This window comes from Cupriavidus sp. C1SS-2L (genome assembly GCF_057073735.1).
In genome coordinates this window covers 1,524,957-1,540,575 of record NZ_CP172708.1, presented here as the reverse complement: position 1 = coordinate 1,540,575, position 15,619 = coordinate 1,524,957, and the positions used below count along the sequence as shown (strand labels likewise).

Annotated in this window: 11 protein-coding genes; 7 read left to right on the top strand and 4 right to left on the bottom strand. The window is 65.1% G+C overall.

Annotated elements, in window-relative coordinates; translation table 11 throughout:
* Positions 1-51 precede the first annotated feature (51 nt).
* The 3 genes from ACIGJG_RS07230 (at position 52) to ACIGJG_RS07220 (ending at position 1,770) form a co-directional block, all read left to right on the top strand.
* Positions 52-591 (top strand): septation protein A, encoded by a 540-nt coding sequence (locus ACIGJG_RS07230; protein WP_011297563.1) that lies wholly within the window; start codon positions 52-54, stop codon positions 589-591.
* A 65-nt stretch (positions 592-656) separates the two neighbouring features.
* Positions 657-971, top strand: a complete 315-nt coding sequence (locus ACIGJG_RS07225) for a BolA family protein (RefSeq protein ID WP_011297562.1) — start codon at positions 657-659, stop codon at positions 969-971.
* A gap of 4 nt (positions 972-975) precedes the next feature.
* Positions 976-1,770, top strand: coding sequence for a peptidylprolyl isomerase (locus ACIGJG_RS07220; protein ID WP_011297561.1), 795 nt, complete (start codon positions 976-978; stop codon positions 1,768-1,770).
* A 440-nt stretch (positions 1,771-2,210) separates the two neighbouring features.
* Here ACIGJG_RS07220 and purL read toward each other — a convergent pair whose 3' ends face one another.
* Positions 2,211-6,257, bottom strand: coding sequence for a phosphoribosylformylglycinamidine synthase (purL, locus tag ACIGJG_RS07215; protein WP_483672945.1), 4,047 nt, complete (start codon positions 6,255-6,257; stop codon positions 2,211-2,213).
* A 201-nt stretch (positions 6,258-6,458) separates the two neighbouring features.
* Positions 6,459-7,064 (bottom strand): winged helix DNA-binding protein, encoded by a 606-nt coding sequence (locus ACIGJG_RS07210; protein WP_011297558.1) that lies wholly within the window; start codon positions 7,062-7,064, stop codon positions 6,459-6,461.
* Between the two features lie 182 nt (positions 7,065-7,246).
* Between ACIGJG_RS07210 and ACIGJG_RS07205 the strand changes: the two genes are divergently transcribed.
* From ACIGJG_RS07205 to pgi, 3 genes are all read left to right on the top strand, one after another.
* Positions 7,247-8,602 carry an amidase gene (locus tag ACIGJG_RS07205; protein ID WP_220631525.1) on the top strand — a complete coding sequence of 452 codons (1,356 nt, stop codon included), beginning with the start codon at positions 7,247-7,249 and terminating at the stop codon, positions 8,600-8,602.
* Between the two features lie 49 nt (positions 8,603-8,651).
* On the top strand, positions 8,652-10,232 hold the full coding sequence (locus tag ACIGJG_RS07200) for an NAD(P)H-hydrate dehydratase (RefSeq protein WP_220631524.1): 1,581 nt from the start codon (positions 8,652-8,654) through the stop codon (positions 10,230-10,232).
* Positions 10,233-10,452: 220 nt separating this feature from the next.
* Positions 10,453-12,090 (top strand): glucose-6-phosphate isomerase, encoded by a 1,638-nt coding sequence (gene pgi, locus ACIGJG_RS07195; RefSeq protein WP_011297555.1) that lies wholly within the window; start codon positions 10,453-10,455, stop codon positions 12,088-12,090.
* On the opposite strand, the gene ACIGJG_RS07190 is transcribed toward pgi, so the two are convergent.
* A complete protein-coding gene (locus tag ACIGJG_RS07190) occupies positions 12,087-12,785 on the bottom strand; it encodes an ABC transporter ATP-binding protein (RefSeq protein ID WP_011297554.1) in 699 nt (232 codons plus the stop codon). The two genes, pgi and ACIGJG_RS07190, sit on opposite strands and share 4 nt — an antisense overlap.
* Between ACIGJG_RS07190 and ACIGJG_RS07185 the strand changes: the two genes are divergently transcribed.
* Entirely contained in the window at positions 12,784-13,440 is a 657-nt protein-coding gene (locus tag ACIGJG_RS07185; RefSeq protein ID WP_041679572.1) for an arylesterase, read from the top strand. The two genes, ACIGJG_RS07190 and ACIGJG_RS07185, sit on opposite strands and share 2 nt — an antisense overlap.
* A gap of 78 nt (positions 13,441-13,518) precedes the next feature.
* On the opposite strand, the gene ACIGJG_RS07180 is transcribed toward ACIGJG_RS07185, so the two are convergent.
* Positions 13,519-15,468, bottom strand: a complete 1,950-nt coding sequence (locus ACIGJG_RS07180) for a SurA N-terminal domain-containing protein (protein ID WP_483672944.1) — start codon at positions 15,466-15,468, stop codon at positions 13,519-13,521.
* Between the last annotated feature and the right edge of the window lie 151 nt (positions 15,469-15,619).

Genomic DNA, 15,619 nt, shown 5'->3' with positions numbered 1-15,619 from the left:
GGCCCGCGGGCCAGGCACGCTGCCAGGCCCGCCAACCAGAATCATTCCTGCATGAAATTCCTGTTCGACCTGTTTCCGGTCATCCTTTTCTTTGCCGCCTTCAAGCTGGCCGGCATCTATACCGCCACCGCCGTGGCCATCGGCGCCACGCTGGTCCAGATCGGCTGGGTGTGGCTGCGCCACCGCAAGGTCGAACCGATGCAGTGGGTCAGCCTGCTGATCATCGGCGTGTTCGGCGGCGCCACGCTGGTGCTGCACAACGAGACCTTCATCAAGTGGAAGCCGACCGTCCTCTACTGGATGTTCACGGCAGCGCTGATGGGCTCGGTGCTCGGCTGGCGCAAGAACCTGATCCGCGCCATGATGGAAAAGCAGGTCACGCTGCCGGACGCCGTCTGGGCGCGCCTCAATCTCGCCTGGGCCAGCTTCTTCGCCGTCATGGGGCTGCTGAACCTCTATGTGGCGTACCAGTTCTCCACCGACGCCTGGGTGAACTTTAAGCTGTTCGGCAGCATGGGGCTCATGCTCGTCTTCATCATCGTGCAAAGCGTCTGGCTGTCGCGCCACATGCAGGAAAACGCGCAGGATTGATTGCCTGCGTTACGTTGACGTGGCCGGCACTCCGGCCGCGCCCCAAGAATCCCTGAGGAATACAAATGGCAGCTGATCCCGCCACTATCGAGGCGATGCTGCGCGAAGCGCTCGCCCCCAGCCATCTCATCGTGCGCGACGACAGCGCGTTGCACGCGGGCCACGCCGGCGCGGCATCCGGCGGCGGCCACTATGATGTGACCATCGTCAGCGAGCGCTTTACGGGTCACACCCGCGTTGCGCGGCACCGTATGGTGTATGATGCGCTGCGCGGTCTGTTCCCCACGCAGATCCACGCTTTGGCCGTGACCGCGTTCACCGATCAAGAATTTCAATCCCGCGAAACTTCACGCGGTTCTTCCAGCAACTCTCAGACCTGATTCCATGAAGACCACCGTCCTCTCGTTCAGCCTGGCGGCTGTGCTCGCTGCCGGCAGCCTGCCCGCAGCCGCCCAGAATGCCGCTGTCGTGAATGGCAAGGCCATTCCCTCGGCCAAGCTGGACAAGCTGATCGCCGGCACCGGCCAGCCCGCCAACCCGGAACTGCGGGACCGTGCGCGCAGCATGCTGATCGACCGCGAACTGCTGGTGCAGGAAGCCAACAAGCGCGGCCTGACCCAGCGCGACGACATTCAGGAGCAACTGGAACAGGCCCGCCTGAACGTGCTCGCCGGCGCGGTGTTCGAAGACTACGTCAAAACCCACGGCGCCAGCGACGACGAACTGCGCAAGCAGTACGACAAGATCAAGTCGCAGTTCGGCAACGGAAAGGAATACCACGTCCGCCACATCCTGGTGGAAAAGGAAGCCGACGCCAAGGCCATCATCGCCAAGATCAAGGGCGGCGCGAAGTTCGAGGACATGGCCAAGGCCTCGTCCAAGGACCCGGGTTCGGCTGCCAATGGCGGTGACCTCGACTGGGCCAACAGCGGTAGCTACGTGCCGGAATTTTCTGCGGCTATGACTACCCTGAAGAAGGGTCAGATGACCGATACGCCGGTCAAGACTCAATTCGGCTGGCACATCATCGAGCTCGTCGACACGCGCGACGCGAAGATCCCGAGCTTCGAAGAGGTCAAACCGCAGCTCATGCAGATGATGATGGGCGACCAGAACTGGCAGCGCGAACAGTTCCAGGCCATGATGAAGTCCCTCAAGGACAAGGCCAAGATCCAGTAACGTTGCAGGCCGGTACCCCCGCCGGGCTGCAGACTAGAAGGAAGCAGCAGCGTGGAGCCACAGACCGGCTACTGGCAACTCTGGCACCTCTCTTCCCGGGGCATGTGCTATTGCGCGCTAGCCTCGGCATCGCTTGACGGCGCCGCCCCCGGGTGGCGCGCGCTCCATCAATACTTGCCCCTGCGTGACCGCTATGCGCCTGAGAAGATTCTTCGGGCGGTGGTGGCTTACAAGGAATCTCGCGGCGAGATTGTTCCCCTTCAGGATTGTGATCGGCACAGGCTGCTGCACTTCGCCTATGCGTCGTGGAGTTCGCGCTTGATGGCGCCGTTGCCCGAATAAGAAAAACGGCGTGGCGCACCCCGGATCCGGGCTACGCCACGCCGCTTGCGGCGATCATGCGCCGGGCAACTGATGCTGCCCGGCATGGCCTCCCGGCCTTACCCCACCCACTTCCGCGCATTGCGGAACATGCGCATCCACGGGCTCGCGCCGTCGGCGACCTGCTTCCAGGCATCCGGCGCCCAGCTCATGGTGGCGGTGCGGAACACGCGTTCAGGGTGCGGCATCAGCACGGTAAAGCGGCCATCGGTCGTCGTCACCGAGGTGATGCCGTCCGGCGAACCGTTCGGGTTCAGCGGATAGGTCTGCGTGACCGCGCCGTGGTTATCCACGAATCGCAGCGCCACATTCGCCTGCCCGATATCCCCCTGCTGCGAGAAATCAGCAAACCCTTCGCCGTGTGCCACGACGATAGGAATACGGCTGCCTTCCATGCCGGCGAAGAAGATCGACGGCGACTGCTGCACTTCTACCGTGACGTAGCGTGCCTCGTACTGCTCCGACTGGTTGCGCGTGAACTTCGGCCATGCACCGGCACCCGGGATGATCGGGGCCAGGTTGCTCATCATCTGGCAACCATTGCACACGCCTAGAGCGAAGGTGTCCTGGCGATTGAAGAACGCCGCGAACTGCTCGGCCATCTGCGCGTTGAACAGGATGGTCTTGGCCCAGCCTTCACCCGCACCCAGCACGTCGCCGTAGCTGAAGCCCCCGCATGCGACAAAGCCCTTGAAGTCGGCGAGATTTGCACGGCCGGCAATCAGGTCGCTCATATGGACATCGTGCGTGTCAAAGCCCGCGCGATCCATGCTGTACGCCATCTCGATCTGCGAGTTGACGCCCTGCTCGCGCAGGATCGCTACGCGCGGACGCGCGCCGGTCGCGATGAACGGAGCGGCGATGTCCTCGGCCACGTCGAACGTCAGCACAGGGCTGATGCCAGGGTCCGCAGCATCGAGCAGACGATCGTACTCACTGTCCGCGCAGGCCGGGTTGTCGCGCAGGCGCGCGATACGCCAGCTCACCTCGCTCCAGTTGCGCTGCAGGTCGGTGCGCGACGCGCCAAACACCTTCTTGGCATCGCGATAAATCTCGATCTGGTCGGTCGTGTTGGGCTTGCCCACCACGTGGCTGCAGGCCGACAGGCCGGCTTCACGCAGCACGGCGAACACCGTGTCGCGGTCCTGCAGGCGCACCTGCACCACAGCACCAAGCTCTTCCGAGAACAGCGCGCGCAGCGTCTGGTCGTTGCGGCGCTCGGCAATCTGCTGGGCCCAGTTCTTGGCGTCGCCGAAGTCCTGTTCCTGCTGCGGGTCCAGCGCCAGCATGTCGACGTTCAGCGAGATGCCGCAGTGGCCGGCAAACGCCATTTCCGCGAGCGTGGCCATGAAGCCGCCGTCGGAACGGTCGTGGTAAGCCAGCAGCTTGCCCTCGCGGTTCAGGCGCTGGATCACGTTGAAGAAGTTCTTCAGGTCCTCGGCACTGTCCACATCCGGCGCGCTGTCGCCAACCTGCTGCGTGACCTGGGCCAGGATGCTTCCGCCCATGCGGTTCTTGCCGCGGCTCAGGTCGATGCTGATCAGCACCGTGTCGCCCACGTCGGTACGCAGTTGCGGCGTCAGCGTGCGATTCACGTCATCGACTGCAGCGAATGCCGAGATAATCAGCGACACCGGCGCGACGACTTCCTTGGCCACGCCTTCGTCCTGCCATTTGGTGCGCATCGACAGCGAATCCTTGCCGACCGGGATGCTGATGCCGAGTGCCGGGCACAGCTCCATGCCGACGGCATGGACGGTGTCGTACAGCTTGGCGTCCTCGCCTTCCACGCCGCAAGCAGCCATCCAGTTGGCAGACAGCTTGACCTTGCCGAGGTCCGTGACCGGCGCTGCAGCCAGGTTGGTCAGCGCTTCGCCAATCGCCATGCGGCCGGAGGCCGGCGCGTTGATCACGGCCAGCGGCGTGCGCTCGCCCATGGTCATCGCCTCGCCGGCGTTGCCCTTGTAGTCGAGCGTGGTCACGGCCACGTCGGCCACCGGGACCTGCCACGGGCCGACCATTTGGTCGCGCGCGTTCATGCCACCGACGGTACGGTCGCCGATGCTGATCAGGAACGACTTGTTGGCCACGGTCGGGTGGCGCAGCACGTCGCGCACGGCCTGTTCCAGTGCGATGCCAGTGACATCCACGGCAGGCAGCGACTGCTCGACGCGTGTCACGTCGCGATGCATGCGCGGCGGCTTGCCCAGCAGCACTTCCATCGGCATGTCGACCGCATAGTGCTCCTTGAGCGCGGCGTCGACGTGCGAATCGACCAGTTGCAGCTGCTTCTCTTCGGTGGCGATGCCGACCACGGCGAACGGCGAGCGCTCGCGCTCGCACATGGCCTGGAACTTCGCGAAGCTGTCCGGCGCGATGGCCAGCACGTAACGCTCCTGCGATTCGTTGCACCAGATTTCAGCCGGCGACAGGCCGGATTCCTCGAGGTGCACCTTGCGCAGATCGAAGCACGCGCCGCGGCCCGCGCCATCGACCACTTCAGGGAATGCATTGGAAATGCCACCCGCGCCGACATCGTGAATCGACAGGATCGGGTTCTCGTCGCCGAGCTGCCAGCAGGCGTTGATGACTTCCTGGGCGCGGCGCTCCATTTCCGGGTTGCCGCGCTGGACCGAGTCAAAGTCCAGATCAGCGGTGTTCGTGCCGGTTGCCATCGAGCTGGCCGCGCCGCCACCCATGCCAATGCGCATGCCCGGGCCGCCCAGCTGGATCAGCAGCGTGCCGGCCGGCAGGTCATTCTTGTGTGTGTGGCTGGCATCGATGTTGCCAATGCCGCCCGCGATCATGATCGGCTTGTGGTAGCCACGCACGGTGCCGCCGACGTTCTGCTCGTAGACACGGAAGTAGCCGCCCAGGTTGGCACGGCCGAATTCGTTGTTGAACGCGGCGCCGCCGAGCGGGCCGTCGATCATGATCTGCAGCGGCGAGGCGATGCGGTCCGGCTTGCCGGTCACGCCGGGCTTGTCGTCGGGGTTGCGGTGCGCCACCGGCTGCGCGGCGTCGCGGTCGTTTTCCCACGACTCGACGGCCTCGGGCAGCATCAGGTTGGACACCGTGAAACCGGTCAGGCCAGCCTTCGGCTTGGCGCCGCGGCCCGTCGCGCCTTCGTCGCGGATTTCACCGCCAGCGCCAGTGGAGGCGCCCGGAAACGGCGAGATCGCGGTCGGGTGATTGTGCGTCTCCACCTTCATCAGCGTGTGCGTCAGCGCTTCGTGGCGGTCGTATTTGTGCGCATCGCCGCGCGGGAACCAGCGCTCGGCCACACCACCTTCCATCACGGCGGAATTGTCCGAGTAGGCCACGATCGAGCCCTGCGGATTGAGCTGGTGCGTGTTGCGGATCATCGCGAACAGCGACTTGTCCTGCTGCACGCCGTCGATGGTCCACGTGGCGTTAAAGATCTTGTGGCGGCAGTGCTCACTGTTGGCCTGCGCGAACATCATCAGTTCGACATCGGTCGGATTGCGCTCAAGCTTCGCGTAGGCGTCGACCAGGTAGTCGATTTCGTCTTCGGACAATGCCAGGCCCATCTCGACGTTCGCAGCGGCCAGGGCGTCGCGGCCGGCGGAGATGTCGATGAAGCGCAGCAGCTTGGCCGGCAGTTCCTCGAACAGGCCGGCGGCATCCTCGCGCGTGGCGACCACGGCTTCGGTCATGCGGTCGAACAGGTGCGCGGCGACGGCGGCGCGCGTGCCGGCGTCCAGCGACTTGCGCCCGCGCAGCAGGCCCTTCTTGCAGATCACGGTGATCTCGATGCCGCGCTCGATGCGGTGCACATGCGTGAGACCGCAGTTGTGCGCGATATCCGTCGCCTTGCTGGCCCACGGCGAGATCGTGCCGAAACGGGGAATCACGACGAAGCGGTCGCCCTCGGCCTGCTCGGCGAACGGGGCGCCGTAGGTCAGCAGCGCGGCAATGCGGCTCTGGTCTTCAGTGGACAGCGCGGTGTCCGAATCCACGAAATGGAGGAACTGGCCGTGCACCGATTCGATATCGGTGTCGATCTGCCGCAGGGCGGTGAGCAGGCGTTGCTGGCGGAAGGCGGAAAGCGCCAAAGCGCCGGGGAAGCACGAAAAATGCGCCATGATCGTAGCGGTCGGGAGGCGTAGGAGGTAGGGGCTGCTGCTTGCCGGCACCGCTGCATGGGGTGCCGGCCGGCGGGAAACCGCTATTGTACCTTGCCGGCACCCGGATTTTGCACTGCGCCATCCGGGCAATCCCGTGTTACGGCTTGCAGTGATAATGCTTATGCGTCACTTTTTGCGTTTATACCCCGCTTCCGGCGGTCAGAGTGACGTAGCCGAGCGCGCGGCCTGTTCGTAAAGTCCCGTCAGTACGCGCAGCAGGCGAGCCAGTTCGCCGATCTCGGCATTTTCCTGGCTGCCTTCGGTGAAGTTGCTGGTCAGGCATTGTTCGCGGATTTCACGGTAGCGCGCGCAGGCTTCGGCGCCGGCCGGCGTGGTCGAATACGTGGCCTCCTTGCCGATCCGCTCGCCAGTCACCAGCCCGAGGCCCTGCAGTTTCTTGAGCGAATACGTGACGAGGTGGGTGTCTTCGACGTTCAGCACGAAGCAGATATCGGCCAGTCTTTTGGCGCGGCCGCGATGGTTGACATGGTGCACCACCAGTACATCGAGGAACGTGAGGTCGCGCACGCCGGCCGCGCCCATACAGCGCACCACCCAGCGGCTGTAGGCGTTGTAAGCGGTGTTCAGGCCGAACTCGAACTCGGACAACTCGGGGCTGCGCGCCGACACCAGGTGCGACGACGACACAATGTTGGTGCCCGGGGCGCGCGACAGCGACGTGACGGGACTGAGGGGGGCGGTGTCCGGCGCGGAGGCAAGATCCGACTCGGGGACCGGACCGGGCGCGGCGGGCTTGCGTGCCATGGGAAATACTCCTTGCTACCTTGCTCGGGGGCCGCCGGGCCTTGCCCATGTGCGGCTCCCGCTAATTTTGGCTTGACAGTTTATCGGCAAATTATGAGCATGAGTGACTGACAAGAACAGGCAGGGCTCGGACGGCGGCACGCCTGGAGCCAGCGCGCACCCTGCCCGCCTCCACGCCACCGATGCTTCCTGACCTCAACACACTGCATGCCCGTCTGCGCGAAGGCGCCATAAGCCGCGTCGAACTGATCGAAGCCGCTGCCGATGCAGCCTCCCAGCCCCGCGCCCAGGCAGTCTTCCTGCATAGCACGTTCGATACCGCCCTCCAGACCGCCCGCGCCGCCGATGCGGCGGGCCGTGCCGGCAAAGCGCTGCACCCTCTGGCCGGCTTGCCGGTTTCGGTCAAGGATCTCTTCGATGTGGCCGGCGAGGTCACGCGCGCAGCCTCGGCGGTACGGCACGACGCTCCCCCGGCGACGGCCGACGCCACCGTGGTCGCACGCCTGCGCCACGCCGGTGCGGCCCTGGTCGGGCGCACCAACATGACCGAGTTCGCCTTCTCGGGCGTGGGCATCAATCCCCATTTCGGCACGCCGGTGAACCCGGCAAGCGCCGATGGTATCGCCCGCATCCCCGGAGGATCGTCGTCGGGCGCGGCCGTTTCGGTGGCACTCGGGCTGGCGGTCGCGGCGCTCGGCAGCGACACAGGCGGATCGATCCGAATTCCCGCAGCGCTGTGCGGCCTGACCGGGTTCAAACCGACCACGCGCCGCGTGCCGCTGACCGGCGCCTTTCCATTGTCCTACACGCTGGACACCGCCTGTGCGATGGCTCGCACGGTCAATGACTGCCTGCTGGTGGACAGTGTAATTGCCGACAACGCGCTGGTGCCAAGCGCTCCCGCCGCCGCGGCGCTTCGCCTGGCCATCCCGCGCCAGGTACTGCTGGACGACCTCGACCCCGTGGTCGCGCGCGCGTTCGACCGCGCGCTGGGCCGATTGTCGGCCGCCGGCGTGCAACTGGAGCACACCGACCTGCCTGAACTCGCCGAACTCCCGGGCCTGAACGCCGCAGGCGGCTTCAGCGCGGCCGAGGCCTTTTCCATCCATCGCCACACACTCGCCTCGCGGCGCAACATGTACGACCCGCGCGTTGCCATGCGCATTGACCGCGGAGCAGCCATGGGTGCAGCAGACTACGTCGATCTGGCCCGCGCGCGCATCGACTGGATTTCACGCGTGGAAGCCCGCCTCGCGCGCTTTGATGCGGTCATCTGCCCGACCGTGCCGATGGTCGCTCCCGCCATTGAACCGCTGCGCGCAGACGACGATTTGTTCCTCCGCACCAACGCGCTGCTGCTTCGCAATACCTCGGCCTTCAACTTCCTCGACGGCGGCTCGATCTCGCTGCCCTGCCATGCGCCCGACGAACTGCCCGTGGGGTTGATGCTGTCCCATGGCCCCATGCGCGATGCGCAATTGATCGGCACCGCCCTTGCATTGGAAAGCATCGTGCAGCCTTCCCTGCGCGACGAATAAGCCAGCCCGGCGCCCGATCGCCGCGGGCGCCGGCGCGATCCGAAACCGCATGAATACGACCCGCCCCCACCCTTCCCTTGCGGCCGATGACTGGACTGCACTGACCGCCGACTCGGCCGAGGCCATCCCGCTTTATGACGTCGATACGATCCGCCGCATCGAGAACGAAGCCTTTGCACGGCTGCCATCGTTCGAACTGATGTCGCGCGCGGGTAGCGCCGCGGCCGAATGGCTGGCCGGGCACGCGCCTGAAGGGATGCTGCTGTTTCTCGCAGGGCCGGGCAACAATGGCGGCGACGCTATGGTTGCGGCAACGCGCCTGCACCAGGCCGGGCGCAAGGTCGAGGTCTGGCTCGCAGGCGATCCTGCGCGCATGCCAGGCGACGCCACGCGAGCGTGGCAGGAAGCCACGGCCGCCGGCGTGCCCATGCAGGCCATGCCCGCAACTGCGGCATGGCCCGAAGGGATGGCGGCGATCGTCGACGGCCTGCTAGGCATCGGCCTGAACCGCGCTGCGAGCGGCAGCATGGCGACATGGATCGAGCGCCTCGCGCAGGCGCCGGCCGCGGTGTTTGCACTCGATATCCCGAGCGGCCTGTTCGCCGATACAGGGGCCGGCGAACCGGCAGTGCGGGCGTGCCGCACGCTCACGTTCCTCGGCGCCAAGCCCGGCCTGCTCACGCTAGATGGGCGCGATTGCGCCGGTGTCGTCGACATCGCGCCGCTTGGGCTGGACTATCCGCCGGCGCAAGGGCCGCGAGCCCTGGTGAATGGGCCAGCCTTGTTCCGGCACGCATTGCCCGCGCGCAGGCACGCCACCAACAAGGGCACATTCGGATCGCTCGCCATCATCGGCGGCAGTTCAGGCATGACCGGCGCCCCGCTGTTGGGCGCGCGCGCGGCGCAATTCCTTGGCGCCGGTAAGGTCCATATCGGCTTTCTTGCGCCGTCTACGCCCGCGGTCGACCCTATCCATCCGGAACTGATGCTCCATCCGCTTGCCGGACTGGCGCTCGACGCCATGTCCGCATTGGTGATCGGTCCCGGCATGGGGACGGACCCCGCCGCATGCAAGGCGCTCGCACAGATCCTCCAAGACGCCGCCCGTGCACCCTCGCCGCCATCGCTGGTGCTGGATGCCGATGCGCTCAACCTGCTCGCGGCCGAGGCCGGGCTGGCCGGCACGCTGACCGCTTCAGTGCTACCGCGCATCATGACGCCGCACCCGCTCGAAGCAGCACGCCTGCTGGGCAGCACCGTCGCGGCCGTACAGTGCGACCGGCTGGCAGCGGCCGAAGCATTGGCGGCGCGATGGCAGGCGATCGTCGTGCTCAAGGGTTCTGGTTCCGTGATTGCCTCCCCCGGCATCGCCGCGAGCACGATCAACCCGACTGGCAATGCGGCGCTTGCGAGTGCCGGGACCGGTGATGTGCTCGCCGGCATGGCCGGCGCGCTGCTGGCGCAGGGAATGCCGCCTGCGGAGGCCGCGCAAGCAGCCGTGTGGATTCATGGACGGGCCGCCGACGTGCTCGTCGCGCAGGGTATGGGCCCGGCAGGGCTGACCGCGAGTGAACTTGCCATCCCCGCGCGTAACGTCTTCAACGCCTTGCTCGCTGGCAAGGCGGGATAGTGCACGCGGCTGTCCCGGTGCAGCAACGGTCGCAATCCCGCCGTACTATCGACACAATCGGACAAAAGCCGACAGGCCCGCGGCCAACGGGTACGCTACCGTTTCATCTCGTAACGATAACGGCACCCGAGAAGCCGTGATCGACACCATACACGCCTTATACTTGCAAAGCCCGGGAAATATCCGGGCCTCGAGCTCCTGAAACGAATCAGTGCCCCGCATGCCCACGAATCTTCACGCCTGGAACGCCCTTCAGCAGCATCACGACGCCATTCGCGATCACCAGATGGCGGATTGGTTTGCCGAGAACGGCGCGGATCGTGTCAGGCAGTTTTCGCTGGAAGCCGCTGGCCTGTACCTGGACTACTCCAAGAACCGAATCACGCCGCAGACCATGCAGCTGTTGCTGCAACTTGCCGATGAGGCCGGCGTACCGGCACGTCGCGATGCGATGTTTGCCGGCGAGCATATCAACGCAACGGAAGACCGGGCGGCGCTACACGTCGCATTGCGTGCCACAGCCGGTGCCGGTTTCAAGGTTGACGGTGTCCCTGTCGTACCGGCTATCCAGAATGTGCTGGTACGCATGCGTGCCTTTTCCGAAGCCGTCCGCAGTGGCGCGTGGACCGGCACGACCGGCGAGCGCATCACCGATGTCGTAAACATCGGCATTGGTGGCTCCGACCTCGGTCCGAAGATGGTATGCCGCGCCCTGTCGCACCTTGCGCACGACGACGGCCACTCGGGCCCGCGCATGCACTTTGTGTCGAACGTCGACGGCACGGAACTCGCCGAAGCGCTTGAACGGCTGGATCCGCGACGCACCCTGATGATCGTCTGCTCGAAGACCTTCACGACGCTGGAGACCATGGCCAACGCGCACAGCGCGCGGCAATGGTATCTGGACAACGGCGTTGCCGAGGATCAGCTCGCCCGGCATTTCGTCGCGGTGTCGACCAATGTGGACGCCGTGCGTGCGTTCGGCATCGACCCGGCCAATATGTTCGAGTTCTGGGACTGGATCGGCGGCCGCTTTTCGCTGTGGTCCTCGGTCGGCCTGTCGACCGCGCTGGCGGTCGGCTTCAATGCCTTCGCGGACCTGCTTGCGGGCGGGCGCGCCATGGACGAGCACTTCCGTACAGCCCCGCTCGAACGCAACATGCCGGTGGTGCTTGGCATGCTCGGCATTTGGTACCGCAACTTCTTCAACCTGCCCACCAGTTGCATGGCGCCCTACTCCACGTCGCTGGAGCTGTTCCCCGCGTTCCTGCAGCAACTGGAAATGGAGAGCAACGGCAAGACGGTGCAGCTCAACGGACGCCGCGTGCGCACGCATACTTCGCCGGTCGTGTGGGGTACCGCGGGCACCAACGGTCAGCATGCGTACTTCCAGATGATCCACCAGGGATCGCAGATCGTACCGGTCGATTTCGTGGCCCCGCTGGTGCCGCCGCGCGAGTTGCCGGGCCATCATGCCAAGCTGCTCGCCAATTGCTTTGCACAGGCCGAAGCGCTGATGCGCGGCCGATCCGCGGAGGAATTGCGCGCCGCCGGCATGACCGACGAGCTGCGCATTGCGCATATGGTCTTCGAGGGCAACCGCCCCAGCAATACGCTACTGATGGAAGACCTGACCCCGCACGTGCTGGGCGCGCTGATCGCGCTCTACGAGCACAGGACGTTCGTGCAGGGCGTGGTCTGGAACATCAACTCATTCGACCAATGGGGCGTGGAACTGGGCAAGATCCTCGCACGTCCGATCGAGTCGGAGCTGAACGGTGCCCAGGCGGGCTCGCACGACGCCTCTACGGCGGCCCTGATCGCACGCGCACGCGGCGTGCTGGCAAGGAACGGCTAGACCTCGGTGGCCATCCACTCGTCGCTGGCCACGCGGCCGGCTTCGATGGTCAGGATGCGGTTGCAACGCGCCGCCACTGAGCGGTCGTGCGTGACCAGTACCAGCGTCGAGCCGGCGTCGCGGTTAAGCTCGAACATCAAGGCGATCACGGCCTCGCCAGTCGAAGTATCGAGGCTGCCCGTGGGCTCATCGGCAAACAAGATATCCGGACGCGTAACGAAGGCGCGGGCAAGCGCCACACGCTGCTGTTCACCGCCCGAAAGCGTACGCGGATAGTGGTTGAGCCGGGCGCCCAGGCCAACGCGCTCCAGCATATCGACTGCGCGCTCCCTGACCCGTTCGGTTTCGCCGCGCAGTTCGAGCGGCAGCATGACATTCTCCAGCGCCGTCAGGTGCCCCACGAGCTGGAACGACTGGAACACGAAACCAACGTGCCTGCCCCGCAGCGCCGCACGCTGATCCTCGTCAAGCGCGAAAAGGTCCTGACCCATGAGGCGCACCGCGCCGTTCGTCGGCAAGTCTAACCCTGCCAGCAAGCCGAGCAACGTGGATTTCCCCGAACCCGATGCGCCCACGATCGCGAGCGTTTCGCCGGCCGTGACGGAAAACGTGACGTCGTGCAGAATCGTCAGCGAACCGGTCGTATCGGCAACGGTCTTTCCCAATGACTCGACGTCGAGGATGGAAGAGGACATGAACAGTTGGATCCGAAGCAGTTGGCACAAGGCGGCACTGGCCGCATGCATGGCCTTCATGGTGACGGCGGCAGGGGCCACCGCGCAGGCGGCACCTGCCGTACTGGTACTTGGCGACAGCCTGTCGGCCGAGTACGGCATTGCACGCGGCTCTGGCTGGGTCAGCCTGCTGCAGCAGCGCTTGCAGAAAGAGCGTCTCGATTATAGCGTCGTCAACGCGAGCATCAGCGGAGAGACCACGATCGGCGGCAAGACGCGATTGCCTGACTTGCTGGCTCGGCATCGGCCGGCCGTGGTGATCGTGGAACTGGGAGCCAATGACGCCTTGCGCGGCCTCTCGCTCCAGGTGACCGAATCGAATTTGCGTACCATCGTTGGCGGTGCCCAGAAAGCCGGCGCGCGCGTGCTGCTGATTGGCATGCGTATCCCGCCTAACTATGGCCAGGACTACACCGAAAAGTTCTTCGCGCTCTATCCGCGACTGGCACAGGAATTCAAGGCGCCGCTGGTACCGTTCTTCCTCGACAAGGTCATCACACGCCAGGACTGGTTCCAGCCCGATCGAATCCATCCAACGGCCGACGCACAGCCAGCCCTGCTGGACACTGTGTGGCCTCACCTCAAGCCCTTGCTCAGGGCCGGCGGCAAAGGCTGACGGCACCTCTGGCCACCAACAACACAAAGAAAAAGCCCCCTGCGGAATTCGCAGGGGGCTTTGTCATTGCACTAAGCGCTATTGCGCAGCCGCTTCGCTGCCGGCCCCGTTGTCCGCCGTGGCAACCGGCTTCAGGATCTTGACCTTCGACCGCGCCTTCAGGCTCTCGTAGTACGCACCAAGCTCGGTCTGGCCGGCCAGTTGCGAGAGCTGTTGCGCCTCTGCCTGGCGCTGGCCCTCATTGGCCTGCTGCGGCTGCGAAATCTTGGTGATGCGATAGACCGCATAGCCGTTCGCACGCAGATCCACACCCACCACCGCGGGCAGCTTCGAGGCATCGGCCCGCATGATGGCTTCCACGGCCTTGGGTTCCATGCCTTCAGCCTTGGCACGCGACACCATCGTGACGGCGCCGAAGCCTTGCGCGCTGTCGCTCTTCTTCAGGGCTTCCACGCGTGCCTCGCCATCCTTGCGAGCGAGCTCCGCGGCCTGCTGGGCGATATAGCCTTCGCGGACCTTGGCCTCGACTTCCTCGAACTTGCGCACGGTCGCCGGGCGGTAGTCCACGATGCGCGCCGCAACCAGCGTGGTCGGACCGACCTGAACAGCCTCCGTGTTGCGCTTGTTCTTGATGGCGTCATCGCTGAATAGCGCCTTGAGGACCTTCTCATTGTTGAGCGGATTGTTTTGGCCCAGCGCCGGATTCGGCTGGCGCGTCACGTTGTCCGCGGTCTGGATCGTCAGCTTGAACTTGTCGGCAGCAGGCTTCAGGCTATCTGCTTGCTCGTACACCATGTTGCCGAAGGCATCGGCATCTTCGGCGTACTTCTTGGCGGCGAACTGCTTGCGCAGCTCGGCTTCAAGCTCGGGCCGCACGGCGTCCAGCGGTTTGGTTTCGGACGGCTTGATGCCCGTCAGCTTGATGATGTGGTAGCCGTAGTCGGTCTCGACCACGTCGCTGATCTGGCCGTCCTTGAGCGCGTACATCGCATCTTCGAACGGCTTGACCAGTGCGCCATGGCCCATGAAGCCGAGATCACCGCCCTTCTCCGCCGAACCCGGATCCTGCGACTGCTTGCGCGCCACGTCGGCAAATGTATCGGGGTGCTTGCGCAGCTCTTCCAGCAGCTTGCCGGCCTTGTCCTTGGCCGCCTGACGCGCCGCCGCCGGGCCATCCTTGGGTGCCGCGATGAGGATATGGCTCGCGCGGCGCTGCTCTTCCGTGCGGAAGCGCGCGATATTGCTGTCGTAGTAGGACTTCAGTTCCTCGGGACTGACGGCCTGGCTTGCTGCCAGTGCATCGCCGGACAGCACGACGTATTCCACCTTGGCCTGCTCGGGCACGGAGAACGCGGACTGGTGGCTCTCGTAGTACGCCTTGAGCGCGGCGGCATCAGGCTGCACCTTGGATGCGTAGTCGGCCGGCTTGAACAACAGGGCCTGAACGTCGCGCTGCTGGTCGCGCACGGCAATCAGGCGGTCCAGCAGAGACTTGGGCACGAAGGCCGTGCCGGCGATCGAAGTGCCCAGTTGCTGCGTGGCGAGGTCAAAGCGCATGCGCGCATCGAACTGCTCCGGCGTCATGCCTTGCGCCGCCAGCAGTTGCACATAGGCCTTGTCGTCGACCGAACCGTCCTGCTTGCGCGGCAGTTGCGCAATCGCCGGAATGCTATTGATTGCCTCGTACAGGCGTGCGTTCGACACCGTCAGGTGTTCGCGCGCCACCTCATTGGCCACCACGCGTTGCAGGATCAGCTGATCCGTCACGTTTTTGCGCAGCATCGGGCCCTCGAACTGGCGCGGATCGTAGCTGGCGCCAAGCATCTGGCGCATGCGCTCGCTTTGTTCACGCACCACGTTGTCCACTTCCTGCACCGTGATCGCGCGGCCGTCGACCTTCGCGACATCGTGCGAGCTGTCCATGAAGCGCGAGTAGCTCTCCACGCCGAAGAACACGAACGACGGAAAGACAAGCACCAGCAGCAGCAAAAGCATCAAGCGCCGGTTATTGCGTACGAAATCAAGCATGCGGACTCGGGTAAGAGGGTTGGCACGAAGTCAAACTCCGCGATTCTAGCAGGAGCCGGGCGCTGCACAGCCATTTGGCGGCCAAGGGCCGCGCCGGAGAAGCCAGAGGCCAAATCCGGTTCGTGGCCTCGCAGACACCGCTTGCGCCCCA